At 66.1% G+C, this 25780-nt stretch carries 22 protein-coding genes; 6 read left to right on the forward strand and 16 right to left on the reverse strand.

Annotation, left to right across the window (positions count from 1 at the left end; genetic code table 11):
* The first annotated feature begins 3 nt into the window (after positions 1 to 3).
* Positions 4 to 1146 (forward strand): alanine racemase, encoded by a 1143-nt coding sequence (locus OSH10_RS20860; protein WP_266334318.1) that lies wholly within the window; start codon positions 4 to 6, stop codon positions 1144 to 1146.
* Positions 1147 to 1283: 137 nt separating this feature from the next.
* Complete coding sequence (locus OSH10_RS20865) at positions 1284 to 2330, forward strand: lactonase family protein (RefSeq protein WP_266334320.1); 1047 nt, start codon at positions 1284 to 1286, stop codon at positions 2328 to 2330.
* 91 nt (positions 2331 to 2421) lie between these two features.
* On the opposite strand, the gene OSH10_RS20870 is transcribed toward OSH10_RS20865, so the two are convergent.
* From OSH10_RS20870 to OSH10_RS20925, 12 genes are all read right to left on the reverse strand, one after another.
* Complete coding sequence (locus OSH10_RS20870; protein WP_266334322.1) at positions 2422 to 2763, reverse strand: hypothetical protein; 342 nt, start codon at positions 2761 to 2763, stop codon at positions 2422 to 2424.
* A gap of 171 nt (positions 2764 to 2934) precedes the next feature.
* On the reverse strand, positions 2935 to 4020 hold the full coding sequence (locus OSH10_RS20875) for a GGDEF domain-containing protein (RefSeq protein WP_266334324.1): 1086 nt from the start codon (positions 4018 to 4020) through the stop codon (positions 2935 to 2937).
* A 149-nt stretch (positions 4021 to 4169) separates the two neighbouring features.
* The gene (locus OSH10_RS20880; protein ID WP_266334326.1) at positions 4170 to 5570 is read right to left on the reverse strand and encodes an SH3 domain-containing protein; all 1401 of its coding nucleotides are present in this window, start codon (positions 5568 to 5570) and stop codon (positions 4170 to 4172) included.
* Between the two features lie 241 nt (positions 5571 to 5811).
* Positions 5812 to 7398: an ABC transporter permease gene (locus OSH10_RS20885; protein WP_266334328.1), complete on the reverse strand. Its 1587-nt coding sequence runs from the start codon at positions 7396 to 7398 to the stop codon at positions 5812 to 5814.
* Positions 7395 to 8420, reverse strand: coding sequence for an extracellular solute-binding protein (locus OSH10_RS20890; protein WP_266334330.1), 1026 nt, complete (start codon positions 8418 to 8420; stop codon positions 7395 to 7397). The genes OSH10_RS20885 and OSH10_RS20890 overlap by 4 nt, the downstream gene beginning before the upstream one ends.
* A gap of 122 nt (positions 8421 to 8542) precedes the next feature.
* A complete protein-coding gene (locus tag OSH10_RS20895; RefSeq protein ID WP_266334332.1) occupies positions 8543 to 10993 on the reverse strand; it encodes a GcvT family protein in 2451 nt (816 codons plus the stop codon).
* Between the two features lie 11 nt (positions 10994 to 11004).
* Positions 11005 to 11895 carry a choline/ethanolamine kinase family protein gene (locus OSH10_RS20900; protein WP_266334334.1) on the reverse strand — a complete coding sequence of 297 codons (891 nt, stop codon included), beginning with the start codon at positions 11893 to 11895 and terminating at the stop codon, positions 11005 to 11007.
* Positions 11896 to 12250: 355 nt separating this feature from the next.
* Positions 12251 to 13045, reverse strand: a complete 795-nt coding sequence (locus OSH10_RS20905; RefSeq protein WP_323181651.1) for a glutamine amidotransferase — start codon at positions 13043 to 13045, stop codon at positions 12251 to 12253.
* A 15-nt stretch (positions 13046 to 13060) separates the two neighbouring features.
* Entirely contained in the window at positions 13061 to 13546 is a 486-nt protein-coding gene (locus OSH10_RS20910; protein ID WP_266334336.1) for a tellurite resistance TerB family protein, read from the reverse strand.
* 683 nt (positions 13547 to 14229) lie between these two features.
* On the reverse strand, positions 14230 to 14511 hold the full coding sequence (gene infA, locus OSH10_RS20915; RefSeq protein ID WP_018182468.1) for a translation initiation factor IF-1: 282 nt from the start codon (positions 14509 to 14511) through the stop codon (positions 14230 to 14232).
* A 10-nt stretch (positions 14512 to 14521) separates the two neighbouring features.
* The gene (locus tag OSH10_RS20920) at positions 14522 to 14728 is read right to left on the reverse strand and encodes a cold-shock protein (protein ID WP_018182467.1); all 207 of its coding nucleotides are present in this window, start codon (positions 14726 to 14728) and stop codon (positions 14522 to 14524) included.
* 53 nt (positions 14729 to 14781) lie between these two features.
* Entirely contained in the window at positions 14782 to 16002 is a 1221-nt protein-coding gene (locus OSH10_RS20925) for a DEAD/DEAH box helicase (RefSeq protein WP_266334340.1), read from the reverse strand.
* Positions 16003 to 16358: 356 nt separating this feature from the next.
* Here OSH10_RS20925 and OSH10_RS20930 point away from each other — a divergent pair, with 356 nt between their 5' ends.
* The 3 genes from OSH10_RS20930 (at position 16359) to OSH10_RS20940 (ending at position 20068) form a co-directional block, all read left to right on the forward strand.
* A complete protein-coding gene (locus OSH10_RS20930; protein ID WP_266334342.1) occupies positions 16359 to 17303 on the forward strand; it encodes a DMT family transporter in 945 nt (314 codons plus the stop codon).
* Positions 17304 to 17458: 155 nt separating this feature from the next.
* Positions 17459 to 18604 carry a GNAT family N-acetyltransferase/peptidase C39 family protein gene (locus tag OSH10_RS20935; protein ID WP_266334344.1) on the forward strand — a complete coding sequence of 382 codons (1146 nt, stop codon included), beginning with the start codon at positions 17459 to 17461 and terminating at the stop codon, positions 18602 to 18604.
* Positions 18605 to 18607: 3 nt separating this feature from the next.
* On the forward strand, positions 18608 to 20068 hold the full coding sequence (locus tag OSH10_RS20940) for a RimK family protein (protein ID WP_266334346.1): 1461 nt from the start codon (positions 18608 to 18610) through the stop codon (positions 20066 to 20068).
* Positions 20069 to 20083: 15 nt separating this feature from the next.
* On the opposite strand, the gene OSH10_RS20945 is transcribed toward OSH10_RS20940, so the two are convergent.
* The 3 genes from OSH10_RS20945 to gndA all read right to left on the reverse strand — a co-directional run bounded on the left by OSH10_RS20945 (position 20084) and on the right by gndA (position 22591).
* Positions 20084 to 20437 carry a nuclear transport factor 2 family protein gene (locus OSH10_RS20945; protein ID WP_266334348.1) on the reverse strand — a complete coding sequence of 118 codons (354 nt, stop codon included), beginning with the start codon at positions 20435 to 20437 and terminating at the stop codon, positions 20084 to 20086.
* Positions 20438 to 20623: 186 nt separating this feature from the next.
* On the reverse strand, positions 20624 to 20998 hold the full coding sequence (locus tag OSH10_RS20950; RefSeq protein ID WP_266334350.1) for a hypothetical protein: 375 nt from the start codon (positions 20996 to 20998) through the stop codon (positions 20624 to 20626).
* 162 nt (positions 20999 to 21160) lie between these two features.
* Entirely contained in the window at positions 21161 to 22591 is a 1431-nt protein-coding gene (gene gndA / locus OSH10_RS20955) for an NADP-dependent phosphogluconate dehydrogenase (protein WP_266334352.1), read from the reverse strand.
* A 239-nt stretch (positions 22592 to 22830) separates the two neighbouring features.
* Between gndA and OSH10_RS20960 the strand changes: the two genes are divergently transcribed.
* On the forward strand, positions 22831 to 23232 hold the full coding sequence (locus OSH10_RS20960; RefSeq protein WP_266334354.1) for a lysozyme inhibitor LprI family protein: 402 nt from the start codon (positions 22831 to 22833) through the stop codon (positions 23230 to 23232).
* Positions 23233 to 23256: 24 nt separating this feature from the next.
* Here OSH10_RS20960 and gyrB read toward each other — a convergent pair whose 3' ends face one another.
* Positions 23257 to 25686 carry a DNA topoisomerase (ATP-hydrolyzing) subunit B gene (gene gyrB / locus OSH10_RS20965; protein ID WP_266334356.1) on the reverse strand — a complete coding sequence of 810 codons (2430 nt, stop codon included), beginning with the start codon at positions 25684 to 25686 and terminating at the stop codon, positions 23257 to 23259.
* Positions 25687 to 25780 lie beyond the last annotated feature (94 nt).

Raw genomic sequence — 25780 nt, forward strand, 5'->3', positions numbered from 1 at the left:
GATATGTCCGCTGCCCTTACCGCCTCCGACTGGACCGACATCCCCGTGGCCACGCCCGGCCTGGTGCTGGATCTCGACGTGCTCGACCGCAATCTCGACGAGATGGCGGCGATCGCCCGCTCGGCTGGCGTCGAACTCTATCCGCATGCCAAGACGCACCGCATGGCCGATGCCGGGCGCCGACAGATCGAGCGCGGCGCGCATGGCCTCTGCGTCGCCAAGCTGGGCGAGGCGGAGGCCTTCGCCGATGCCGGAATCGGGCGGCTGTTCGTCGCCAACCCGATCTTTGGCGCCGAGAATGGCGCGCGGGCGCTGGCGCTCTCGCGGCGGTGCGACGCCCTGTTCGCGACCGACAGCGTCGATGCGGCAGCGAGCATCGGCGCCGTGTTCGCGGCAGCGGGCGAGAAGGCGCGCATGATGCTGGCGATCGATTCCGGCCTCGGCCGCGAGGGCGTCTCGCCGGCCAAGGTGGTCGAGGTCGCCAAGGCGATCGCCGCCGCCCCGGGCGTCGATCTGGTCGGGATCTACACGCATGAGGGCGCCACCTATGGCGCCAGGGACAGGGCCGACCTCGAAGCGCGCGCGGTCGCCGCCGGCGAACTGATGGTCGACGTCGCCAAGGCGATCCGCGCCGAAGGCATTGCGCTGCCGATCGTCTCGCTCGGGGCCTCGGCCTCGGCCCGCGCCGTCGCCCATGTGCCGGGCGTCACCCAGATCCGCCCCGGCATCTATGCCTTCAACGATGTCGGCCAGATCGCGCTCGGCAATGCCACGCTCGACACCGTCGCCGTGCGGGTGATCGGCACGGTGATCAGCCATCCCGATCCCGACCGCGCCTGCATCGACGCCGGCTCGAAATCGCTCTCGACCGACCTCGTTCCGGCCGCCGCGCACCGGCACGAATATCCTGGCATGGGCATGATCGTGAACGCGCCGGGCTGGGTCATCGACAAGATGTCGGAAGAGCATGGCTGGCTGCGCTGGCAGGGCGAGGGGGAACCGACGCCGCTGCCGGTCGGCACCCGGCTGGAGATCGTGCCGAACCATGTCTGCATGGCCTTCGCCATGCTGCGCCGCGCCGCCATCCTCCAGGACGGCAAGCTCGCCGGCAGCTGGGAAGGTTTCGGGCCGGGCTCGTCGGAGTAGCAGCCGGCTTAACGGGGACGGACTGCACACTTTCCCCTTCCCCCTCGGGGAGCGGGGAAAGTGTGAGCCCGGTTTCTGGGCCCGGAAATTTGATCTAGGCTTCGGCCAAGGCGGACATTCGATCGGGGAGACCAAACATGTCGGACTTCAGGCTCGCGGCCAGCGAGGCGCTTTTCGTCGCCTCGCGCGGCGTCTTTGAACTGCACGGCCTCACCCGATGGGTCGAGAAGGACGGCGTCTGGACCGGCGAGACGCTGGGGCGTGCCGAGCAGCTTTCCGCGCTGGCTTCCCACCCGACGCTGCCGGTCATCTACGGCACGTCGCGGGCCGGCATGGATGGCGAGATCCATGCGTGGCGGATCACGGGCGACAAGGCTGAAACCATCGGCGAGAAGAAGAGCGGCGGCGCCGAGCCCTGTCACCTGACGGTCGATCCCACGGGGACGCTGCTGGTCTTCACCAACTACACGACCAGTACGCTCGGCCTGCAGCGGCTCGCCGCCGATGGCAGCTTCGACGGCGAGATCGCGCTGGTGAAGCTTTCCGGCAGCGGTCCGGAACTCGACCGGCAGGATGACGCGCATCCGCACCAGGCCTTCTTCGTCGGCGAGACGCTGTTCATCATCGATCTCGGCGACGATTCCATCCGCGAATTCCACGTCGATCCGGCACAGCCGGGATCGGCGGCGCTGACGGAGACGCGGTTGACCAGGCTTCCCGCCGGGTGCGGACCACGCCATGCCGTCGTACTACCGGATGGACGCCTTGCCGTCAGCGGCGAGCTGGGCTCCAACCTTCTGGTCGGCAAGCCCGGCGCGCCGGTGGAGGACTGGGTAAGCGTGCCGAGCACGACGCGGCCGGGCCCCGCCCGCACGCGCCACCGCCGCAACTACCCCGGCGACATCCAGCGCTCGGCCGATGGCCGCTTCGTCTATTTCGCCAATCGCGGCAACGATACGATCGCGACTTTCGACGTGTCGGGGGAAACGCCAAAGCTGGTCTCGGAGATCGATTCGAGCGTGTTCTGGCCGCAGCATCTGCTGGTGCAGGGCGACCACCTGCTTGTCGCCGGCTGGGATTCCTCGCGCATTGCCGCGCTCAAGCTGGAAGCCGGGGTGCCCGTCTCGGCGGCGACCGCGTTCGAATGCGCCTTCCCAGGCTGGATCCTGCTGCAGAAGGCCTGACCGCCGGCTCGCCGGGCCGCCCGGCCACATTCGCCTCGACGGAAGAACGGGATCGCGCTCTCGCGCGATCGCCGCAGGGCGCGCAGCCGGTCTAGGGGGAGAGGCGTCTCTGGGCGGCTTCGTGCAGATCGCCCAGCAGCACCAGCTTCAGGAAGCTCTGGTCGTCATTGTCGAGTCCGATACGCCGGAGTTCCAGGAATTCGAGCGATTCGGCGATGGAGAGACCGCGAAAACACTCGCGTCCGGCGCCGTCGATGACGAGCGCGTTGGCTTGCTCCAGTTCCGCGCGCTCCTCGACCGTCAGATCGAGCAGCCGCACCGGCCGGCTCGCCGCCTCCGCCGCGCCCGAACCGGCCACCCTCCGCATGTCCGAGAACGCAGCCGGCGGGGGGGTCGGCTTGCGCGGCAGTCGGGTCTTTTTTCCAAGCGACATTGAGTTCTGCCCTGTCGGTCCTACTGACGCGATAAGGCAGCCGCAGCCGTTGGCAAACTCACAAACCGATCCGTGCAATTTGAATGATCTGACGATTTCGCCGGCCCGGCGGATGAACACGAAACCGACCAGCGCGGGGCTGGATCGCCTCGTCGCTTGGTCCGCAAAACCCTAGTGGCGGGATTCCGACATCGACTTGGAATGCTTCTCCATCGACATCAACGCGTCCGCATGGCTGAGCAGATCATCCAGCGATTCGCCGCCGCCCGGCTTCGCCTGGACGATGCCGATGCTGATCGACAGGGTGCACTGGGCCGGCGACAGACGGTTGAAATAGTCGAGCCGCGTGCGAAGGCTGTTGCGCAGGGTTTCGGCCGGGGCGAGCGGCGCCTGAACGAGAACGCAGAACTCGTCGCCACCCATCCGGCCCACCACATCGGACTGCCGCACGCTGTCGCGCAGCACGCTGGCGCAATCGGCGATCAGGCTGTCGCCGACCGTGTGGCCGAACTTGTCGTTGACCTTCTTCAGGCCGTCGACATCGATGAACGCGATCTGGCAACCACTGCCGCTGGCCAGGATCGTCTCGGCGGCGCGACGAAAGCCGCGCCGGTTGAGCAGGCCCGTCAGCTCGTCGGTGATCGAGAGTTCCTCGATATCGGCCTTGGCCTGGACCAGTTCGGCGGCGCGCAGGCGCACCCGCTCCTCCAGCTCGCCATGAATGCGGATGTTCTCGATCGCCAGAGAAGCGGCGTCGGCGAGCTTGATCAGCAGGCGCAGATCGTCGTCGGTCGGGGCGTTGGCCTCGGCCCAGTAGACCCCGATGGCGCCGATGGGTTCATGAGTGCGGATCGGCACCACGGCGAGGCTGCGGATGAAGGTCGCCTGATAGGCGGAAGCATTGAGACGCGGGTCGACGGCGACGTCCTGGGCCTGAACCGACTGACGGTTCAGCATGGCCCAGCCTTCGATGCAGCTCTCCTGCGGCACACGAAGCCCCTTCCAGAGCGGGGCGATCGCATCCTCGTCGACGAAGTGGCAGGCCGCGCCGTCGCGCAGGACGAAGCTGGCGCCGTCGCTGCGCGTCAATTGGCGTGCCGCAGTCTTGACGATCCGCTGCACCTGACCCGCTTCACGCGTGAACGACAAGGCCTGCACGGCCGAAAGCAGGACTTCGACGGCGCGAAGATAGCGTTCGGGATCACGCGGCTGCGTGTACGCGATGGTGCCCGGTATGTCCGATCCCTGCCCTTGCATGTCCGTCTTCGATCGCCTCGTACAGATTGCTTTCTCGTAGCAGATGCAATCATTCCGACACAATCATAATGGCGGTCCGCAAGCGAACAAGGCGCGACAATATGAAAGAGGCGCTCCTCCCGCGAGATGATCCGCGGGAGGAGCACAGCCTAGCCGCTGACGGAGGCGAGGAACTTCTTGAACACGAAGCCGCGCTTGCCGTCGACGACGACCTCGCACCATCCCTTGCACTGAACGACCTGGACCCGGTCCCCCGTCTTGAGCAGGCCGACCGTGGGGGCGCCATTGTCCGGATTGCCGCGCAGCTTGACGCCGCTGGTGATCCGGGCAGGGCCCGGCGCGGGCGACCCGGCCGCCACGCTCCGGGCTGGAGCTGGCGCAACCGGCTCGACCGGGGATTGGGCCGCCGCCGGCACGGCCGCGTCGGGCGCGGCAATATCGGGCTCGACAGCCGCGATCGCGGGATCGGCGGTCGGAACGGGTTCATCCACCGGCGCCGTCTCAACCGCCACCGGCTTCGGCGCAGGCTGGGACGGAACGGCCGGCGCTGCATAGGCGGCGCGCACGCTTGGCGTCACCGGCTGGCCGCTGACGGCGGATCCCGGCAACATGGCGGCGCCCAGCATCGGCGCGGAACCGGGAATGGTGTCCAGCATGTCGGCGCCACGCAGTTGCGGCGATTCCGGCAGCGACTGGTCTTCCGCCGCCCGCGCATAGGACTGCTTGACGGCGGGCGCGGGCAAGGCCGGCCCGGCCTTGGCGATCCCGGCCGTGGAAACACTGTCCAGTTCGCTCGCAACCAGCGCATCGCTGGACGAAGAGACGGCATGGATCGTCGCCAGGGCACCGCCACCAACGAGGGCGAGGGCGGCGACAACGCCGAGAAGCCGCCGGTTCAGTACCCCGCGCCGACGCGCGACATCGCCATAGCCGCTCCGGTCCGCGTCGAGCGTGGGCTCCTCGCCATCGGCGATGCGCAGCTCATCGACGGCGATCGAGAGGCGCTGCGCCAGTTCTCCGGCAAGCCGGTCCTCCAGTTCGACGGCCGCCACGCCGGCATCGGGCTTGGGCGACGCGTCGGGACGCCGGCCTCGCGCCAGCAGCAGTTCGACGGCGAGCCGATCCTGCTGCGGCAGTCCGGACGGCGCCGGCGCGTCGGGCGCCGGCTCCGCCGCGAGACGGTCTTCTTCGAATTCGGCCTGGATCAGGGGAAGGGCCGCCTGCGCGGGGGGGGCGGCCTTGGCAACTTCCGGCGTCTCGGGCTCCCATAGCGTCGCGACATGGCGCAGGTCGCCCATCAGGGCCGCCTCGAGTTCGGCCGCGAGATCCTCGAGTTGCGACAGGGACGTGTCCGGCTCCGGCGCGGGACGATGCTGGACCAGCCTGGGGAAAACCCGCGCCTTCAGATCGGAACTTTCTTGCAGACGGAGGTCTTCCAGGGACGAAACGCCTTCGGCGGCGGGAGTCGACGGACCGGAATCAGTCAGCTCAGCGAGACTGCGCACGCGCAAGGCGGCGCTCGATTTGCCCGAATGGATCATGGTACTCATCTCTACTTTGTTTCGACACGTAACCCCCGCTCCCGCCAAAACAGATCGAAAATTATTCTCGGTTAATATTTCCTGCTGTCAAAGATGACCTAAACAGGGAACGAACAAAACCACTCAAGATTGAATCATGACGGAGAACATCGATCCATCGTCATCATGGATGATAAATGCGGCGACTCTTTGCCATTGTTAAGGCCAGAGTCATAAGGGCCGCGATCGGCCACAACTTCTGCGACGTTGCTTAGAGCGCCTGATGATCCGTCCGAGGGCGCAACGTCCGCAGCGTGAAGATGTAGACCGGAATGCCTGAAATCAGCACGAGCAGCGCCGCGAAGGGCGCCGCCGCGGCATAGGCGCTGTCATTGGTATGCGACCAGACCTCGGTCGCGAGCGTCACGACGCCGGTCGGGGCCAGGATCAGCGTCGCCGTCAGCTCGCGCATCAGCTCCAGCGCAACCAGCGCCAGAGCGGCGCCGAGGCCCGGCGCAAGCGAGGGCAGCGTCACCGAGACAAAAGCCTGCAGCGGGCTGCGCCCCAGCGTGCGAGCGACCTCCTCGAGCTCGCGGGGCACCAGCTCGGCCGAAGCGCGGATGGCCGATTGCGCGAGCGGCAGGAACAGGATGGCGTAGGCGGCGAACAGCACGGCGCGGGTCTGGTAGATCGCCGGCAGCAGCCGGATCGACAGATAGACCAGCGCCAGGGCGACCACGAGGCCCGGCAGGCCGTGCACGACATAGGGCAGGCGGTCGGCGAAGCGCGCGAAGAAGCCCCGGCTGCGCAGCACCAGCAAGACCAGCGGCAGGGCGATCAGCGTCGTGACGACGGTTCCCGGCAGCGCCAGCGACAGCGAGCCGAACAGAGCGGGCCCGAGCGCGTCGAGGCCGCGACCGGCCGAGACGCCCTTGACCAGCCAGTAACCGAGCCGGCCGAACGGAACGCCGAGCGACACGATGGCGACAGCGATGAAGCCCAGCATGACGAGCGGCTGCGCGCGGCCGAGCCGGGCGGGCGAACCGCGCCGCGCCGTGTTGCGGCCGACCTTCGAGAAGCGGACGCCGCGCCGCAGCCACATCTCGCCAAAGGCGACCGGCAGGCAGAGCAGCATCAGCAGCGCCGAGAGCACGGCGGCCGAAGCATTGTCGAACTGCAGCTCATATTGCTGGAAGATCGCCGTCGTGAAGGTCTGGACACGCAGCAGCGCCAGCGCGCCGAACTCCGACAGCATGTGGGCGGCGACCAGCAGCGCGCCACCGCCAAGCGCCGGCAGGGTCCGGGGCAGCGTCACCTTCCAGAACGTGGTCCCCGGCCCCTTGCCGAGGGAGCGCGATACCTCCTCCATGCCCGGATCCATGCTGCGCAGCGAGGCGGCCACGGGCAGGAAGATGAGCGGGAAGCTCTCCATGCTGAGGATCAGGATGGCGCCGGGCATGCCCTGAAAGGAGGGGCCGAGCGACTTCCACGCGAAGCTGGCGACGAAGGCCGGCATGGCGAGCGGCAGGCAGCACAGCACCCGCCAGAGCCATTTGCCCCGGAGATCGGTACGCTCGGTGAACCAGGCGGCCGCATAGCCGATCAGGCTGGCAAAGAACGTCACCGACAGGCAGAGCGTGACGGTATTGCCGAGAAGCCTCAGCGTGCGCGGCCGGGCCAGTTCGCTCCAGATGGCCTGCCAGCCAGCGCCCCAGGAGCGCATCAGCACATAGATGACCGGCAGCGCGATCAGCGCGGTCGGGATCAGCGCCAGCGCGACGAGCCAGCGCGAGGCCGGCGCGGAGGCTGCCGCGCCGCGCCGGGACGAACCATCGGAAGCGCTGGCGGCGCTGGTCAAGCGAGATCTGCCTCGCGCAGCAAGGCAAGCGCCTCGGCGGCATCGCCGAGATCGGCCGGCGTGAGCGGGGCCGGATCGAGCTGATCGAAGGGTTTCAGCGGGAACGGGGAGACGACGCCGGGGCGCAGCGGATATTCGGCGATCGCGCCGACGATCGCCGCCTGCCCCTCGGCGCTGACCATGAAGGCGACGAAGCGCTGCGCGGCTTCCGCCTTCTTCGAGGTCTTCAGCACGCCAGCGCCGGACACGGTGATCAGCGTGCCGGGATCCCCCTGGCCGATGAAATAGAGCGCCGAGTTCATGTTCTCGGGGCCGAGCTCCTGCTCGAGCGCGTACCAGTAGTAATTGTTGCTGAGCGCCACGGCGATATCGCCGCCCTCGACGGCCTCGACGGCGGCGGAATCGCTGTTGTAGATGCGGCCATGCTGGCGCAGCCCCTTGAGCCAGGCGAGCGCGACATCGCGGCCCTTGAGCAGCGACACCGCGACGACCTGCTGCTGGAACGCGCCGCTGTTCGGCGCGAAGGCGACCTTGTCGGTCCATGCCTCGCCGGCGAAATCGAGCACGGTCTTCGGCAGGGCCGATTCCTCGATCATCGACTTGTTGTAGACGACGACCCGGCTGCGCGCACCGGCGCCGATCCAGGCCCCATCCCTGGCGGCATACTTGGCCGGGATCTGTTTCAGCGTTTCGGCCTGGAGCGGCGCCAGCAGCCCCTTCTCGGCGATGGCGACGAGCGAGGGGCTCTCTTCCGACCAGAAGACATCAGCGGGCGAATTGGCGCCCTCCTCGATCAACTGGCTGGCGAGCTGGGCGCTGTTGCCGTTGCGGGTGACGACCGCGATGCCGGTGGCGGCGGTGAAGGCGGCGACGAGCGCCTCGACGGGCGGGCGGTGCTGGCCGTTATAGAGCGCCAGCGTCTGGTCCTCGGCCCGTGCCGGAACCGGCAGGCCGGACAGCATCGCGGCGCCGGCAGCGCCGACGCCCAAATGCATCAGCTGGCGCCGGGTGACGTCGTACATTGGAATAACTCTATGTTATTGATGTCGATTGCTTTTCGTACCAATACCCGTGCGGCGGCCCTGTCAACTCCGTAGCCCCTGGCGGCGGCGGACGCCATTGTCACAGCCTGTCCGGAAAGCCCCTAGGCGCGGATGCGTTGACCGGCCGGATCGTAGAGCGGATCGAGATGCGCCTGCGCCGCCACCCGCTCGCCGGCAACTTCGAGTTCGTAGCGTCCCGACAGCACGAAATCGCGGTCGACCCCGGCGGCGCGCCGCACATAGCCGTAGCCGATCGGCCGTCCTACCGTATAGCCATAGCCGCCGCTGGCGAGCCAGCCGACGCGCTCGCCATCCCGGTAGATCGTCTCACGGCCGAGCAGGACGATCGACGGATCCTCGGTGGTGAAGGCAGCCAGCAGGCGCGGCAGCGGCTTTTCCGCCTGCGCCTCCAGCGCCTCGCGGCCGAGAAACGGGATCGGCTTCTTCAGCTTCACGAATGAGCCGAGACCCGCGACGAGCGGCGAATGATCCGGGCCGATCTCGGCGCCCCAGGCGCGATAGCCTTTCTCCAGCCGCAGCGTCTCGATGGCGCGATAGCCGGCGAGCTTCAGGCCCCGCGGCCGGCCCGCCTCGATCAGCGCGTCGTAAAGCGTCAGCGCGAACTCCATCGGCACATGGAGTTCCCAGCCGAGTTCGCCGACATAGGTGACGCGCAGCGCCAGAACCGGGCAGCCGGCGATCGAGAGCTTTTTCGCGCGGCCGAACGGAAAGGCGGCATGGGAAATATCGGCATCGGCAAGGGGCTCCAGGATGTCGCGGGCGCGCGGCCCCATCAGGACGAGCACGGCAGTCTGCGAGGTGACATCCCTCATCCGGGCGTCGAGGCCGGGTTGGATGTTCGACTGGATCCAGTGGAAGTCATGCGTCGCGAAGCCGGTGCCGGTGACGATGTAGTAGCGATCCTCGGCAAGCCGCGCGACGGTCAGGTCGCATTCGATTCCGCCTTTGCCGTTCAGCATCTGCGTGTAGACGAGATGCCCGACCGGCTTGGCGACGTCGTTGGCGGCGATCCAGGACAGCGCCTTTTCGGCGTCGCGCCCGGCCAGCTCGAACTTGGCAAACGAGGTCTGGTCGAACAGCACCGCCGCCTCGCGCGCTGCGCGATGCTCGCGCCCGACCGGCTCGAACCAGTTCGGCCGCTCATAGGTATAGCGATCCTCCGCCGCTTCCCCGGCTGCCACATCGGCAAACCAGTTGGCGCGTTCGAAGCCAAGCTTCTCGCCGAATACCGCGCCTTCCGCCGCCAGCCGGTCATAGAGCGGCGAGCGGCGCAGCGGCCGGCCGGAGAGAAACTCTTCCGAGGGCCAGGCCATGGTGTAGTGGCGGGCATAAGCCTCCTGCGTCCGGCTGCGGATCCAGGAGAGGTCGTGGTGGTTACGGCCGAAGCGGCGGATATCGACCGGCCAGAGATCGAAGGGCGGCGCGCCGTTCACGACCCATTCGGCGAGCGCCATGCCGGCGCCGCCGCCCGAGGCGATGCCGAAAGCGTTGAAGCCGGCGCCGACGAAGACGTTCCGCACCTCCGGCGCCTCGCCGAGGATGAAATTGCCATCGGGGGTGAAGCTCTCGGGGCCATTGATGAACTGCTTGATGCCGACCGTTTCCATCGCCGGCACGCGGCCGAGCGCCTGCTCGAGGATCGGCTCGAAATGGTCGAAATCGGATGGCAGCAGCTGGAACTCGAAGTCGCGCGGCAGCGGATCGACGTCCCAGAGCTTCGGGTTCGGTTCGTAGCCGCCCATCACCAGCCCGCCGACCTCCTCCTTCCAGTAGGTGAGCCGGTCCGGATCGCGCAGGGTCGGCAGATTGGGCGTGACGCCGGGAATGGCGTCGGTGATCAGATATTGATGCTGCACCGAGACGAGCGGGATGTTGACGCCGGCAAGCCTGCCGATCTCGCGCGACCATTGCCCGGCTGCGATCACGACCTTCTCGCAGGCGATGCGGCCCGCACTCGTCTCGACCGCCGCGACCGCACCGTTCTCGACCACGATGCCCGTGACGCCAACGCCCTCGCGGATCGTCACGCCCTTCTGCCGCGCGCCCTTGGCGAGCGAGGCGGAAATGTCGGAGGGCGACACCTGGCCGTCGGTCGGCAGGAAGGCGGCGCCGACGACATCGTCGACCTGCATCAGCGGCCAAAGCTCCTGCGCCTCGCGCGGCGTCAGAAGCTGCATCTCGAGCCCGAAGGAGCGCGCCGTGGTCGCCTGGCGGCGCACCTCGGTCCAGCGCTCGGCATTGCAGGCGAGGCGCAGGCCGCCATTGCGCTTCCAGCCCGTCGCCTGCCCCGTCTCGGCCTCGAGCCGATCATAGAGCGCGACCGAGTAGCCGAGCAGCTGCGTGATGTTGGCCGAGGTGCGGAGTTGGCCAACAAGGCCGGCGGCGTGCCAGGTCGAGCCCGAGGTCAGCTTGCCGCGCTCGAGCAGGATCACGTCGGTCTGGCCCATGGCGCCCAGGTGATAGGCGACCGACGTGCCAACGATGCCGCCGCCGATGATGACGATGCGGGCGGAAGATGGAAGATCGGTCATGCTTGTCCCCGTCACCGGTCGAGCGCCTCGAAAGCGAGCATCGCCGCCTTGAAGCGGCCGAGATACTCCGCTGTGTAGGCCGGATAGTCGAACACCAGCCGGCTATGCAGTTCGGAGACCATGCTCCACATCGTCTCGCGCAGCAGCGAAGCGGCGGTCATCGCCATCGCGCGGCGGCGCATCTCGTCGCTCAGCGGCCGGTCGAAATAGAGCTCCAGCGCCTGCTCGGTCTCGCGCTGCGACAGCAGGTTGTTGGAGGAAAGCCCGCCGAGGTCGAACAGCGGCGAGTTGAAGCCGGCATAGTCCCAGTCAACCAGCCAGAGCCGCTGGCCGTCATCGATCAGATTGGCGGCCAGCATGTCGTTATGGCCAAAGACCAGCTCGATCGGGCCAACCGCCTTCTCCAGCCGGTCGGCCGAATCCAGCAGGCGCACCAGCATCGGCAGATGGTGGCTCTCGCCGGCTTCCAGCGTGTGGGTGTAGTCGCGGATGACCTGGAACACCCAGAACAGCGGCGCCGGGCCGCGGAAGTAGCGCGGAATGTCTCGATGCGCACGCCGCAGCAATTCGACGATGCGGCCGAGATAGCGATCGTCGCGGACGTCCTGCGGCGTCAGGCTGCGGCCTTCGACGAAGTCGATGACCATGGCGCCCGGCTCGGCATGGACGACGATCGGCGAAATGCCGGCCTCCGCCGCCGCGTGGCTCGCCGCCAGCTCGGTGGTGCGGATAATGCCGTGCTCGATCATGTCGCCGCCGATGCGCACGACATATTTGCGGCCCCGGTCCTCGACCAGGCAATTGGTGTTGGTGAGTCCGCCGGCCAGGGGTTGGGGCGAGACGGGTCCGCTCCAGAACGAGAGCCGCGCGGCGCGCGCCAGCGAATCCTGCGTGTCCGTCATGACCGAAGGTTCCCCCCGCGACGAAAGGGATCCGTCGCAGCGCTATAGGAAACCAGGGAAGGGCAAGGATGCAAGCGCCGCGTGCAGGGGCGCGAGCCAGCGGAGCGGAGAAGGGTTACCGGGGGTCATCGGCTCCACCCTTCTCCGTCCGATAGGAGCTGATTACGCACAACCGGAAGATCAGCTTGCCAGGGTCTGTCGCAAGGCTCCTGCCAGGTGCGGGGTCGCTTGCCAGCACAAGATATGGTTACGATTTGAATCAAATTCGCCAGATCTTGGGAAGGTTAATGGCCGATTCACCTTCCGCGCATTGCAAATTGCGACGAGATTCGCAATTTGCAATCGTCGCGCGGCCTCAGGCCAGTCCGAGCGGCTCGCCGCTCGCTTGCGCATCGCCGACGCCAGCGGCCTCGCCGCGCGGCAGGCGCAGCCAGAGATCCAGGAAGCTGTCGAGGAACTGCGAGGTCTGCGCGTCATAGACGGCGCGGCCCTCCATGTGCTGGGCGCGCGGCTGCGCCCCGGGCAGCGCGAACCGGTCGGCCCCGGTGGTGGTCCAGCGATGCATCATCGCCAGCGTCAGTTCGATATGGAACTGGAAGCCGAAGGCGGCCGGGCCGTATTGAAACGCCTGGTTCTCATAGAGCTGCCCCTCGGCAAGCAGCGCGGCGCCGTCCGGCAGGTCAAAGCCCTCGCCATGCCACTGATAGACCGTCTCCGGCCAGGTGCAGAGCCCCTGCCCCGTCTCGGTGGCCCGGAGCGGGTAATAGCCGATCTCGACCAGCCCGTCGGGCCGAGGGCCGACGCGGGCGCCAAGCTGGCGCGCCAGCATCTGCGCGCCGAGGCAGATGCCAAGCAGCGGCGCCTGCTCGGCCAGAGGCACCGCCATCCAGTCGATCTCGCGGCGGATGAAGTCCTCGTCGTCATTGCTCGACATCGGCCCGCCGAAAACGATGGCGCCGGCGTGTCCGGCCAGGGTTTCCGGCAGCGGTTCGCCGAAGCGCGGACGGCGGATATCGAGCGGATGACCGCGCTCGGCCAGCCGGAGGCCGACACGGCCGGGCGTCGAATGCTCCTGATGGAGGACGATCAAGACGGGCTTCAGCGACTGCGGCACGGCGGCACGGGTCCTCAGAGCCGGGAGCCGGTCGATGCCGGCCCCGCGGGGTCATTCCTTGGGAGGCACCAGCGTGTCCACGGCGCTGCCTCCGGACTGCACGATCTTCTTCAGCCGCAGCCGCGAGCGCCCGGATACGCCGAGCAGATCGGCGACGCGCCAGATCGCATTGTCCTCGAATTCGGTCAGGCGACCATCGGCATAGACGAGATCCCACATCATCGCCACGATCTGCTCGCGATCGATCTCGTCCAGCTGCGCCTTGAGCACGCTGGTGAAGCGATAGAAATCGACCGCCTCGTCATCGGCCTCGACGGCGGCGCGCACGAGATCGTCCGTCGCCTCCTCGTCCAGGCTGTAGCGCGCCTTGAGCAGTTCATGCAGGCGCACGCGCTCGGCTTCGGCCACGTCACCGTCAACCGCGACGACGTGATAGAGAAGCGCCGCGGCGGCGAGGCGATGGTCGTCATCGCCAAACTGCCGGGGAGCCGTCTCACCCGTCAGTTCGGCAATGAAATTGCGAAGCACATTCAGCATTCGATCTCTCCGGGGCCGGCCGATTCCAATATCGATTCGACCAACGTGACGGTCCAAGCTGCATGACAATACGGCAAGGTTAGGAAACAGGCACGCGACAAGCCGTCGCCGGACCCAGATCATTCCGGCGCCGCCGCGGAAATGCCGGAATCTCGCCTGGCGGGGAAGGCGCCCCTGGCAACGGTTGCGAAAGCAAACCGCGCACAAAAACAAACCGCCGACCTTTTGGGCCGGCGGCTAAAACATAACTAAATAAGAACAACTCTTTGCCCGAACCAAAAAAAACTCGAGCTCATTAATTCTAACTACAACTGCGCGTCAAATAACCTTCGAATACACTTCTAACCGGGAAATTCCCGAAGCTGCCTTGGACTACGGGACTTAAGATCTTTTGAATCGTCCGCCCCGCGACAAGAAAAAGAATATGGGCTTCCGTGGCGGGACGCAAGTGGGTTTTGCCCTCCGGGCGCCACATTTTCACAATCTGCCGGATTTCAGCCCAAAATAGCATGAATCCCGATAAACCATATCTGCCGTAGCAACGCCGCGCCGGCGGCCGGCGGCAGCGCCCGCCCGAGGTGGCCGCAAGCGAACGGCCCATTCCTCGCAGCCGACCGGCCAAAGGAAAAGGGCCGGCGCGATAACTCGCGTCGGCCCCCTTGATCTTCACCTGGCGTCGGATGTCAGCGTCGACGCGCCGCGCCACCGCGGAAAGGCGGCCTGGGTGCTTGCGAGGCAAGCGGTTCGCCCTTGTGCCGGAAAACCAGTCGCGCACGATCGAGATCGTATGGCGTCATCTCGACGGTTACGCGGTCGCCCGCCAGCGTCTTGATCCGGTTCTTCTTCATCCGGCCCGCGGTGTAGGCGACGACGACATGCCCGTTCTCGAGTTCCACGCGGAACTTGGCGTCGGGCAGTACCTCGACGACCGTACCCTCGAATTCGAGCGCTTCTTCCTTCGCCATGTGTTGTTCCTTACGAGACCTTCAGTTCCGTCGCGGACGTCTTGCCGCGACGATCGGTCTCGAGTTCGTACGAGATCTTGGCGCCGTCGCGCAGCGTCGACAAACCAGCACGCTCAACCGCGCTGATGTGCACGAACACATCCTGACCACCCTGATCGGGCTGGATGAATCCATAGCCCTTCGTCGCATTGAACCACTTCACTGTACCCGTCGCCATGGAAATCTCCTTCAGTCTGGCGGTAGAGAACTTTGCTAACGACCGTCCCGTCGTCAAGCCGCTCGGCGGCGTTGTTGGCCACGCCACCGATTTTTCTTGCTCTTTTCTTCGTTCGGCAGGCTGTCACGCACCGACTTGTCGCCCCGCTGCGTATCCGCAACGGGCCGAGGCGCGGCGTGCGAGGCCTTGAATTGGGTCGCGACTTCGGGGATCGGACGGCGAATCAGCCGCTCGATGGCCTTCAGGCGCGCCGATTCACCGGCGTCGAACAGAGAGAGGGCGAGCCCGCTGCGACCGGCGCGGGCGGTACGTCCAATGCGATGGACATACGATTCCGGCTCGTCGGGCAGGTCGAAATTCACAACATGGGTGATGCCGGAGACATCAATGCCGCGAGCGGCGATGTCGGTCGCGACGAGCACCCGGAGACTTCCATCCTTGAAGCCCTCCAGCGCCTTCTGACGGGCGCCCTGGGACTTATTGCCATGCAGGGCCAGCGTCTCGACGCGGGCCTTCTGCAGGTGCTGCGCGACGCGGTCGGCGCCGTGCTTGGTGCGCGTGAAGACGATCACGCGCTCCATCTCCGGATTGGCGAGCAGATCCAGGAGGAAATTACGCTTCTCGGCCGTCGGCACGCGATAGAGCTTCTGGTCGATACGGTCGACGGTGACCGCTTCCGGCGTGACCTCGACCCGGACCGGGTCCTTGAGGATCTTGCGCGAAAGCGTGGCCACTTCGGCCGGCATGGTGGCCGAGAACAGCAGCGACTGGCGGTTTTCCGGCAGCAGCGCCACGATCTTCATGACGTCGCGGACGAAACCCATGTCGAGCATGCGGTCGGCCTCGTCGAGCACCAGGTGGGAGACCTGGTCCAGACGGACGACGCGCGCCTGCAGATGGTCGAGCAGTCGGCCAGGCGTGGCGACGAGAATGTCGACACCCTTTTCGAGCGCCCGGATCTGCGGCTGATGGCCAACACCGCCAAAGACGAGCGCGTGCCGGATGCCGAGGAACTTCGAGAACTTGCGCAGCTCGGAATCGATCTGGATCGCAAGTTCGCGCGTCGGGGCGAGAATGAGGGAACGGGCACTCTTCGGCTGGAGACCATCCGCGCGGCGCGACAGATGCTGCAGGAGCGGCAGGCCGAACGCGGCGGTCTTGCCGGTTCCGGTCTGCGCAATGCCGAGCATGTCGCGGCCTTCGAGAAGTGCGGGAATTGCCTGGGCCTGGATCGGCGTCGGCGTCGTAATGCCGGCCACGTCAAGCGCACGCACGAGCGGCTCGGCAAGTGCCAAAGCCGCAAAATTTGTCAATTGATTCAAGAAGAAAGCCTAATTATGCGAACACCATCCGGTATCCGACTTCTAGCCATGACCCACGCGCGACAGGATCAGAGGACGGGGTCGTGTCCTACCTTACCAGCAGGATAGAGCCACCGAAATCTCGTGTGGCACAGCGCGATCACGATGATCGTCGCCGCGTATATGCAGACTCGCGACGGAAAAAGCAAACGAAAAGTCGCACGGTCGCAGAATAGATCGCGAGATCGCGGCGGAAGCGCCCGGATGTTCTTGTCTCTGCCGCCCTTCTGTGCAGAGTGCCCATTCTAGCAGCCCCTTGTGTGATTTGCATGTCCGCCAGCAGCCCAACCGCCCCCGCCCGCGCATTTTCCGGTCCGCTTCTCGGCATTGCGCTGATGATTCTCGGCATCCTGCTGTATTCGGTCAATGACACGCTGGGCAAGTGGCTGGTCGGGACCTATTCGGTCGGCATGATCCTGCTGATCCGGTCGCTGGCCGCGCTTCTGGTCATGCTGCCGGTCATCTGCCGCGACAATGGCGTGCGCCAGCTCGCCCAGGCGCCGCGTCCCTGGATGCAGCTGCTGCGGGTGGGCGTGATCACCGGCGAGATCGGCTTCTTCTATTGGGCCGTGTCGCTGCTGCCGCTGGCCGACGTCATGACCTATTACCTGGCCGGACCGATCTATGTGACCGCGCTGTCGGCGCTGCTGCTGAAGGAAAAGGTCGATGGCCCGCGCTGGGCGGCGATCGTCGCCGGCTTCCTCGGCGTGCTGATCGTGCTGCAGCCCTCGTCCGACAGCCTGAGCTGGGGCGCGCTGATCGCCATTGGCGGCAGCCTGTTCTTCGCCGCGCTGATGATCGTGACCCGCCAGCTGCGCGGAACGCCGGACAAGACGCTGCTAACCTTCTCGACGGTAAGCACGCTGGTGGTCGGCGCCGTGATCGCCCCCTTCGCCTGGGTGATGCCGACGGGGATCGATTTCGGGCTGCTGGGGCTGCTCGGCGTCGTCGCGCTGATGGCGCAGTTCTGCGTCACGCGCTCGCTCAAGCTGGCGCCGGCCTCGGTGGTCGTGCCCTATCAGTACACGATGCTGATCTGGGCCGTGGTGTTCGGCTATTTCGTCTTCGGCGACCAGCCGAAGCCGTCCATGCTGATCGGCGCCGCCATCATCATCGCCTCCGGACTGTTCATCTTCATGCGCGAGCAGCGCGAGGCGCGCACGAAGACCGGCGAGAGCATCGCCGAGGAAGTCGGCGACAACGTCCCCGGCTAGTCCCCGGAGACGGCCGGCCGAGGCTGGCCGGAACAGCCGCCACACTCACGATTGCGTGTGGGAATAGGCCATAGCCGCGCCGCAATTGCGGCCCGAGATCCGGCCTCCGGATGGCGCGTCGATCCCGATACGCCGGCTCTTGCGGATCGGTCGAAATGGGCGTTCCATCGCGCCTTGTGAGTGCAGTCGACACCCCCTCGCCTCCCCTGTTCACCGTGCGGCCCGCCTCGGCCGCCGATCTCGACGGGCTGGTCGCGATCGAGGCCGCCTCGTTCCAGACCGACAGGATGGCGCGGCGCAGTTTCCGCAAGCTGGTCGAAGCGCCGACCGCCGCCCTCACCGTCGCCGCCCTCGCCGACGGCCGCCTCGTCGGCTACGCGCTGCTGCTGTTCCGGGCCGGCACCGGCATGGCGCGGCTCTATTCCATCGCCGTGCTGGCGGCCCTGCGCGGCAGCGGCGTCGGCGCGGCGCTGGTGACCGAATCCGAGCGCGTCGCCTACGAGCGGGACCGCTTCCTGCTGCGGCTCGAGGTGCGCGAGGACAACGCGGCCGGCATCCGCCTCTACGAACGGCTCGGCTATCGCCGCATCGGCCGCTATCTCGACTATTACGAAGATCACGCCAACGCGCTGCGCTACGAGAAGCGGCTGCGCGGCGACGCGCTCTCGACCTCGGTGCGCTATTACGAGCAGACCACCGATTTCACCTGCGGCCCCTGCTGCGTGATGATGGCGCTCGGCCATCTCCGTCGGGACTACGCCATGAGCCCGGTCGAGGAGATCAAGCTCTGGCGGCAGGCGACGACGGTGTTCATGATGGCGGGGCTGGGCGGATGCGATCCGCATGGGCTGGCCGTCTCGGCCGCCCGCAACGGGCTCTCGGCCTCGATCCATGTCAGTCGCGAGGGCTCGCTGTTCCTGGAATCGGTGCGCGACCCGGAGAAGCGCCGCGTCATGCAACTGGCGCAGGAGGATTTCCGCCACCAGACGATCGCCTTCGAGATCCCGATCCACCACCGGCCGCTCGACGTCGCCGCGATACGCTCGGCCCTCGCGCAGGGCGCCCTCGTGATCGTGCTGATCTCGGCCTACCGGATGTTCGGCAAGAAGGTGCCGCACTGGGTGCTGGTGGTGGGCGATGACGGGCGTCATCTGTTCATCCACGACCCCTGGGTCGAGGACCGCGAGCACGAGACTCATTCGGACGCGGCCAACCTGCCGATCCCCTATGCCGATTTCGAGCATATGGCGCGCTGGGGCCGGGAACCGTTGCGCGCGGCCGTCGTTCTCAGACCGAGGTGAACCATGGCGGATTGGGTTATCCTGGTCGATGCGGCGAAGGACTTTCCAAACGAGGATACGCCCCACAAGGTCATCACGACGAAGGACTATCTGGCCCGTGCCAATCTGTTCCGCGGGTCCCGCCCCAAAATCATCAATCTGTCGCGCTCCTTCGCCTATCAGAGCCGGGGTTATTATGCCTCGCTGCTGGCCGGGGCGCGCGGCCACCGGGTCGTGCCGAACGTCGAGACAATGATCGATCTCGCCAGCCGCGCCCTCTATGCCCAGGCGCTGCCCGAGCTCGAGGATCAACTGGTCAAGGCGATCTCCGCCTCGGGCGACAAGGACATGCCCGGCCGGTTGCTGGTGATGTTCGGCATCAGCGACGACCATCGCTTCGATCGCTTTTCACGCCTGCTCTTCGACTGGTTCCGCTGTCCCGTGCTGGAGGTGACGATCGACCAGACGAGCCGGGCCGAAATCCGCAAGCTCGCCCCGGTGCCGATCAACAAGCTGACGTCGCACGAGCTCGCCTTCTTCCATGAGGCGCTGCACGACCACACCCGGCGCGAATGGCGCTCGAAAAAGGCGACGCGCTCGGCGCCGCGCTATTCCTTCGCCGTGCTGCACGATCCGACCGAGGCGATGCCGCCCTCCAACCTCGGTTCGCTGAAGCACTGGGCCCGCACGGTCGAAAAGCTCGGCGTCGAAGTCGAGCCGATCACCAGGAAGGACCTGGCGCGGCTGGCGGAGTTCGACGCGCTGTTCATTCGCGAAACCACCTCGATCGACAACCACACCTATCGTTTCGCCCGGCGCGCCGTCCAGGAAGGCATGCCGGTGATCGACGACCCCGTTTCGATGATCCGCTGCACCAACAAGGTCTACCTGCAGGAACTGATGACCGGCAACGGCATCGCTGTGCCGCCCACGATCATCCTGGGCGGCAATGGCGATCTCCAGCGCGCCGCAGACGAGCTGGGCTTTCCGCTCGTCATGAAGATCCCGGATTCCTCCTTCTCGCGCGGCGTCAAGAAGGTCGACAACCATCGCCAGATGGACGAGCTGGCGCGGGCCTGGTTCAAGGACACCGACCTGCTGCTGGCGCAGAAATTCATGCCGACGGAATTCGACTGGCGCGTCGGCGTGCTGGGCGGAAAGCCGCTGTTCGTCTGCCAGTACACCATGGCCAAGAAGCACTGGCAGATCGTCAAGCACCAGCCCAACGGCAAGGCGCTGGAAGGCGGGCTGCGCTCCATGACCATCAGCCAGGCGCCCCCCGAGGTGATCGACATCGGCCTGCGCGCCGCGCAGCTGATCGGCAACGGGCTCTACGGCGTCGACATCAAGCAGACCGAAGACGGGTTCTTCGTCATCGAGGTGAACGACAATCCCAACATCGAGCACGGCATCGAGGACGCGGCCGAAAAGGATCAGGTCTGGATCGAGCTGACCCGCTGGTTCGTCGACCGGCTGGAGCGGTGACGTATTCGGCCGACCCTAGTGATCCCAGGCCTGGATGTTGGTCTGGCGGCGGATCTTGCCGTCGGCGAGTTCCAGCATCGCGCTCATGTAGACCTTGACGCCATCGGGATAGGTGCAGGTCTCGGCGAAGGCGAGATGGCTGCCGTCCATGAGCCCGTCGTCGAGATGATGCTTCATGGCGCGGCCGCAGACATCGTTGAGCATGGCGCCGATCGCCTGCTTGCCCTTGAGCACCAGCGGACGGCTCGGCGGATGGTCCTGGTCGATCACGCGGACTTCGGCGTCATCGGCATAGAAAGCCGTCAGGGCCTTGGCATCATTGCCTTCCACCGCCCGGCGAAGGCTGGAGAGATTGACCGCGTTCTGCATGGCTTCCTCCTGCGAGAGCGCCGGGAGGCTGGCGGGGCAATGGCTGCATTTCTGTTCCGCCTCGTCCAAGACGACAAACCCCGGCGCGAGGGGACAATCTATCCCAATGCGGCCCGGGTGAGGCAGGATCTGGCGGCAAGGCGGATCACATTCGAGCGATCCGCGGCCAAAACGGGAGAGAGAGCGTCAGCGACGCTCTTCGTCGGTTTCGACGACGCGATATTCGGCGTCGATGATCACCTCGTCCGTCCGGCCCCGCGGCGGTGCGCGGAACGGATGGGGCTCTTCATACGCGGCCTGGGCGGCGGGATCGGGGCGCGGTCCCGGACCGGCAGCGCCGGGCGGCATAGCACGCGCCAGGAAGCTCCGCAGGATGCGTCGCCGGAACAGGTAGACCACGGCCAGCACGGGAATGAGGATCAGCGCGATGGACAACGACAGGACCAGCGCCGCGAAGACCACGCTGGCGCCAACCACAAGCGCCAGTCCGAGCCGAAGCTTGTCCTTCCAGCTCGTGGTGCCACGGGGGCCTGAAATCGTGAAGGTCCGGTAGGTCGTCATCGTCTCCGCCTGTTTCAATCGCGCACCACATGTGGGTGCGCTGTCCTCCTCGCGCAACGGCTGGGCCGCGGGAAGAAGACGCTGTGTCAGGATCGATGGCGATTGCGCCGGGAATTTGACCGGCCCGCAAGGAAACTTTGCGGGCCGGTATCGTTTTGTGGCTCAGGCGTCGATCTCGGAGCCGTCCTGGCTCCAGCGCGTGTGGAACTTGCCCGGCTTGTCGAGGCGGCCATAGGTGTGGGCGCCGAAATAGTCGCGCAGGCCCTGCAGCAGGTTGGCCGGGCCGCGCGCGCGGCGCAGGCCGTCGTAATAGGCGATCGACGACGAGAAGGCGGGGACCGGAATGCCCTGCTCGATCGCCAGGCCCACGACCTTGCGCCAGTTCGGCTCGGCCTTCGAAACCGCGTCGCGGAAGTAATCCTGCAGCAGCAGGTTCGGGCCGGCGACGCCTGCGTCATAGGCATCGCGGATGCGGTTGAGGAAGCGGGCGCGGATGATGCAGCCGCCGCGCCAGAGCGAGGCGACTTCGCCAAGCTTCAGATCCCAGCCGAACTGCTCGGAGGCAACCGTCAGATGCTCGAAGCCCTGGGCATAGGCGACGATCTTGGAGGCGTAGAGCGCATCCTTGACGGCGTCGATGTCGGCCTGGGTGATCTGGCGCTTGGCCGGAGCCGCGTGCGGGAACAGCTTTTCGGCTTCGGCGCGCTGGGCGCGACGGCCCGAAAGCGCACGCGCGAACACGGCCTCGGTGATCGAGGTCAGCGGGACGCCGAGATCGAGCGCCGACTGCGCCGTCCAGCGTCCGGTGCCCTTCTGCTCGGCCTCGTCGACGATCGAATCGACCAGCGGCTTGCCCGTGCTGTCGATCTTGCGCAGCACGGCGGAGGTGATGTCGATCAGGTAGGAATCGAGATCACCCTTCATCCATTCGGCGAAGATGTCGGCGATCGCCGGCGCCTCGAGGCCATAGACCGTCTTGAACAGGTCGTAGGCTTCGGTGATCAGCTGCATATCGGCATATTCGATGCCGTTATGGACCATCTTGACGTAGTGGCCGGAGCCTTCGGTGCCGATATAGGCGCAGCAGGGCTCGCCATCGACCTGGGCCGCCATCTTGGTGACGATCGGCTCGATGCGGGCATAGGCCTCGCGCGTGCCGCCCGGCATCATGCTCGGACCTTCGAGCGCGCCCTCTTCACCGCCGGACACGCCCATGCCGATGAACTTGATGTCGCGCTCCTTCAGATAGTGGAAGCGCCGGTTCGTGTCGGTATAGAGCGAGTTGCCGCCATCGATGATGATGTCGCCCGTCTCGAGATGCGGCAGCAGCTCCTCGATCACCTGATCGACCGGCTGACCGGCCTTGACCATGATGATGATGGCGCGCGGCTTGGCGATCGAAGCGACAAAATCCGGAATTGTCTTCGACGGCGTGAAGCGGCCCTCGGAGCCGTGCTCGCCGATCAGTTCGTCGGTGCGGGCCCCATTGCGGTTGAACACGGCGACGCCGAATCCCTTTCGGGCCGCGTTGCGGGCGAGGTTCGCGCCCATGACGGCGAGACCAAGCACGCCAATATCAGCGAGTTGCTGCAAAGTGTTTCATCCCTGATGCGTGTTAGACTTTTGGACCATCGCGGGGAACTACGTTGGCCTGCGAGTTTGACATCAGCCGAGAGGCTGATCGGACGGGTGCACAGACAGACGGTATGGACCGAGGACGGGATCAGGGCAATATGCCGCCCGAAAATTGCTGCGACACCCGAAACATCGACGGCTTGCCGGAAAGCCGGATTCCGACTCTACTCGGGCTGCACAACCTCCAGGAGAAATCCATGCGCCGTATCATCCTCACCGCCGCGCTGACACTTGCGGGAATCTCGGTCGCGAACGCGATGGATTGCGACAATGCCCCGGACCAGGCGACGATGCATGTCTGCGCCGACATGGCGCTGAAGGCGACCGACAAGCAGCTCAACATCACCTATCAGGCGATCACCCGCCGCCTCGCCGACAACCCGGATACGGCGAAGCTTCTCGTCAAGTCGCAGCGCGCTTGGATGGCCTTCCGCGATGCGGAATGCGCGTTCCGCACTTCCGGCGTCAGCGGCGGCAGCGCCTATCCGACGGTACTGCTCACCTGCATCGACGGCATGACGCGCACCCGTCTGGATACGCTCAAGGAACTCATGAATTGCCAGGAAGGCGACATGAGTTGCCCCGTGCCGGCGGAATGAGGCCGCCGGCGGGGAGCGAAACCGTCAGACGTCGAGATTGACGACGCTGAGCGCGTTGTCCTGGATGAACTCGCGGCGCGGCTCGACTTCGTCGCCCATCAGCTTGGTGAAGAGATCGTCGGCGGCGTCCGCCTCCTTGATCTTCACCTGCAGCAGCGAACGGACGTTGGGATCGAGCGTCGTTTCCCAGAGCTGGCTGGCGTTCATCTCGCCAAGGCCCTTGTAGCGCTGCATCTGGATGCCCTTGCGGCCCTGCAGGAAGACGGCTTCCAGCAGCGAGCGCGGCCCGAAGATCGGCGTGCTCATCTCCTTGCGGCGCAGGGTCGACGGCTTGGCGAAGACATCGGAAATGCGGGACGAAACGGCGTGCAGCTTGCGCGCGTCGGCCGAATCGATCAGCGCCATGTCGATGGTGTGCACCTCGCGCACGCCACGCACCTCGCGCTCGAAACGATACCCACCCTGGGGGTCGAGCGTGCCCTGCCAGCCGCGCTCCGTCTCCTCCGCGATCAGGTCGAGCCGGGTCGCGATCGCCTGGGCGGCGGCGGTGGCGCGATCCTTGTCTTCCAGCAGAGCGGGGTCGAGCCCGCCGGCCATGGCGGCCTGCTCGACCATGCCGCGATCATAGCGGGTATGGATGCCGCTGAGGATCGAGGCGATCTGGCGCGCATCCTGGATCAGGTGATCGAGATCGGCGCCGGCGCGGGCTTCCCCGTCCTCCAGCAGGAGGGCGGCCTCGTCGAGGCCCTGCTGGATCAGGTAATCCTCCAGCGCGCGCTCGTTCTTCAGATACTGCTCGGAACGGCCCTTGGTGACCTTATAGAGCGGCGGCTGGGCGATGTAGACATGGCCGCGCTCGATGAGTTCCGGCATCTGCCGGAAGAAGAAGGTCAGCAGCAGGGTGCGGATATGGGCGCCATCGACGTCAGCATCCGTCATGATGATGATCTTGTGATAGCGCAGCTTGTCCGGCGCGAACTCGTCCTTGCCGATCGAGGTGCCGAGCGCGATGATCAGCATGCCGATCTGCTCGGACGACAGCATCTTGTCGAAGCGCGCGCGCTCGACGTTCAGGATCTTGCCGCGCAGCGGCAGCACGGCCTGGTTCTCGCGGTTGCGGCCCTGCTTGGCCGAGCCGCCTGCCGAGTCACCCTCGACGATGAAGATTTCGGACTTGGCCGGGTCGCGTTCCTGGCAGTCGGCGAGCTTGCCGGGCAGCGAGGCGATGTCGAGCGCGCCCTTTCGGCGGGTCAGATCGCGCGCCTTGCGCGCCGCCTCGCGCGCCGTGGCGGCCTCGACAACCTTGGCGAGGATGATCTTCGATTCCGCCGGATGTTCCTCGAACCACATGCCGAGCATCTCGTTGACGGCGTTCTCGACGATTGGACGCACTTCCGACGAGACCAGCTTGTCCTTGGTCTGCGACGAGAATTTCGGATCCGGCACCTTGACCGAAAGCACCGCCGTTAGGCCTTCGCGGCAATCGTCGGCGGACAGAGTCACCTTCTCGCGCTTCGAGATGCCCTGGCTGTCGGCATAGCCGGTGACCTGGCGCGTCAGCGCGCCGCGGAAACCGGCGAGATGCGTGCCGCCGTCGCGCTGCGGGATGTTGTTGGTGAAGCAGTGGACGTTCTCGTGGTAGCTGTCGTTCCACCACATCGAGACCTCGACGGTGATGCCGTCGCGCTCGCTGGTCATGTAGATCGGCGCCGTCATCAGCGGCTTCTTGGTGCGGTCGAGATAGCGCACGAAGGCATCGAGGCCGCCGTCATAGACCAGCTCTTCGCGCCGGACTTCAACGCCGCGCTTGTCGGTCAGCACGATGCGCACGCCCGAATTCAGGAAGGCGAGCTCGCGCAGGCGATGTTCCAGCGTGTCGAAATCGAACTCGACCTGGGTGAAGGTGTCGGTCGAGGGCAGGAAGGTGACCTCGGTGCCGTTGCGCCCGTCCCAGTCGCCGATGATCTTGAGCGGCGACACGGCGTTGCCATGCGCGAACTCGATCTCGTGCACCTTGCCGTTGCGCCAGATCGTCAGCTTCAGCATGCTCGACAGCGCATTCACGACCGAGACGCCGACGCCGTGCAGACCGCCGGAGACCTTGTAGGAATTCTGGTCGAACTTACCGCCGGCATGCAGCTGGGTCATGATGACCTCGGCCGCCGAAACGCCCTCCTCGGCATGCAGATCCGTCGGAATGCCGCGGCCATTGTCGCGAACCGTGACGGATCCGTCCGCATTGAGGGTGACATTGACCTCGTCGGCATGGCCGGCGAGAGCCTCGTCGATGGCGTTGTCGACCACCTCATAGACCATGTGGTGGAGGCCGGAGCCGTCGTCCGTGTCGCCGATATACATGCCCGGGCGCTTGCGGACGGCATCCAAGCCCTTGAGCACCTTGATAGAATCGGCGCCGTAGGCATCAGAGGCTTGATCGCGGGCGGTATCGGACATTCAGGCTTCCTTGAAAGCGTCGCGCGCCTGCGCGCGCGATACGTCGAATCGAGAGGCTAATATATTGCTTCGACAAGCAAATTGCACGGTTACC

Source organism: Kaistia defluvii (genome assembly GCF_026343955.1).
GTDB classification, from domain to species: Bacteria; Pseudomonadota; Alphaproteobacteria; order Rhizobiales; family Kaistiaceae; genus Kaistia; species Kaistia defluvii.

Bases quoted from the DNA above. Each gene is read 5' to 3' on its own strand.
- OSH10_RS20860 (WP_266334318.1), top strand. From the start codon at position 4: ATGTCCGCTGCCCTTACCGCCTCCGACTGGACCGACATCCCCGTGGCC.
- OSH10_RS20865 (WP_266334320.1), top strand. From the start codon at position 1,284: ATGTCGGACTTCAGGCTCGCGGCCAGCGAGGCGCTTTTCGTCGCCTCG.
- OSH10_RS20870 (WP_266334322.1), bottom strand. From the start codon at position 2,763: ATGTCGCTTGGAAAAAAGACCCGACTGCCGCGCAAGCCGACCCCCCCG.
- OSH10_RS20875 (WP_266334324.1), bottom strand. From the start codon at position 4,020: ATGCAAGGGCAGGGATCGGACATACCGGGCACCATCGCGTACACGCAG.
- OSH10_RS20880 (WP_266334326.1), bottom strand. From the start codon at position 5,570: ATGAGTACCATGATCCATTCGGGCAAATCGAGCGCCGCCTTGCGCGTG.
- OSH10_RS20890 (WP_266334330.1), bottom strand. From the start codon at position 8,420: ATGTACGACGTCACCCGGCGCCAGCTGATGCATTTGGGCGTCGGCGCT.
- OSH10_RS20895 (WP_266334332.1), bottom strand. From the start codon at position 10,993: ATGACCGATCTTCCATCTTCCGCCCGCATCGTCATCATCGGCGGCGGC.
- OSH10_RS20900 (WP_266334334.1), bottom strand. From the start codon at position 11,895: ATGACGGACACGCAGGATTCGCTGGCGCGCGCCGCGCGGCTCTCGTTC.
- OSH10_RS20910 (WP_266334336.1), bottom strand. From the start codon at position 13,546: ATGCTGAATGTGCTTCGCAATTTCATTGCCGAACTGACGGGTGAGACG.
- infA (WP_018182468.1), bottom strand. From the start codon at position 14,511: ATGGCGAAGGAAGAAGCGCTCGAATTCGAGGGTACGGTCGTCGAGGTA.
- OSH10_RS20920 (WP_018182467.1), bottom strand. From the start codon at position 14,728: ATGGCGACGGGTACAGTGAAGTGGTTCAATGCGACGAAGGGCTATGGA.
- OSH10_RS20930 (WP_266334342.1), top strand. From the start codon at position 16,359: ATGTCCGCCAGCAGCCCAACCGCCCCCGCCCGCGCATTTTCCGGTCCG.
- OSH10_RS20935 (WP_266334344.1), top strand. From the start codon at position 17,459: ATGGGCGTTCCATCGCGCCTTGTGAGTGCAGTCGACACCCCCTCGCCT.
- OSH10_RS20940 (WP_266334346.1), top strand. From the start codon at position 18,608: ATGGCGGATTGGGTTATCCTGGTCGATGCGGCGAAGGACTTTCCAAAC.
- OSH10_RS20945 (WP_266334348.1), bottom strand. From the start codon at position 20,437: ATGCAGAACGCGGTCAATCTCTCCAGCCTTCGCCGGGCGGTGGAAGGC.
- OSH10_RS20950 (WP_266334350.1), bottom strand. From the start codon at position 20,998: ATGACGACCTACCGGACCTTCACGATTTCAGGCCCCCGTGGCACCACG.
- OSH10_RS20960 (WP_266334354.1), top strand. From the start codon at position 22,831: ATGCGCCGTATCATCCTCACCGCCGCGCTGACACTTGCGGGAATCTCG.
- gyrB (WP_266334356.1), bottom strand. From the start codon at position 25,686: ATGTCCGATACCGCCCGCGATCAAGCCTCTGATGCCTACGGCGCCGAT.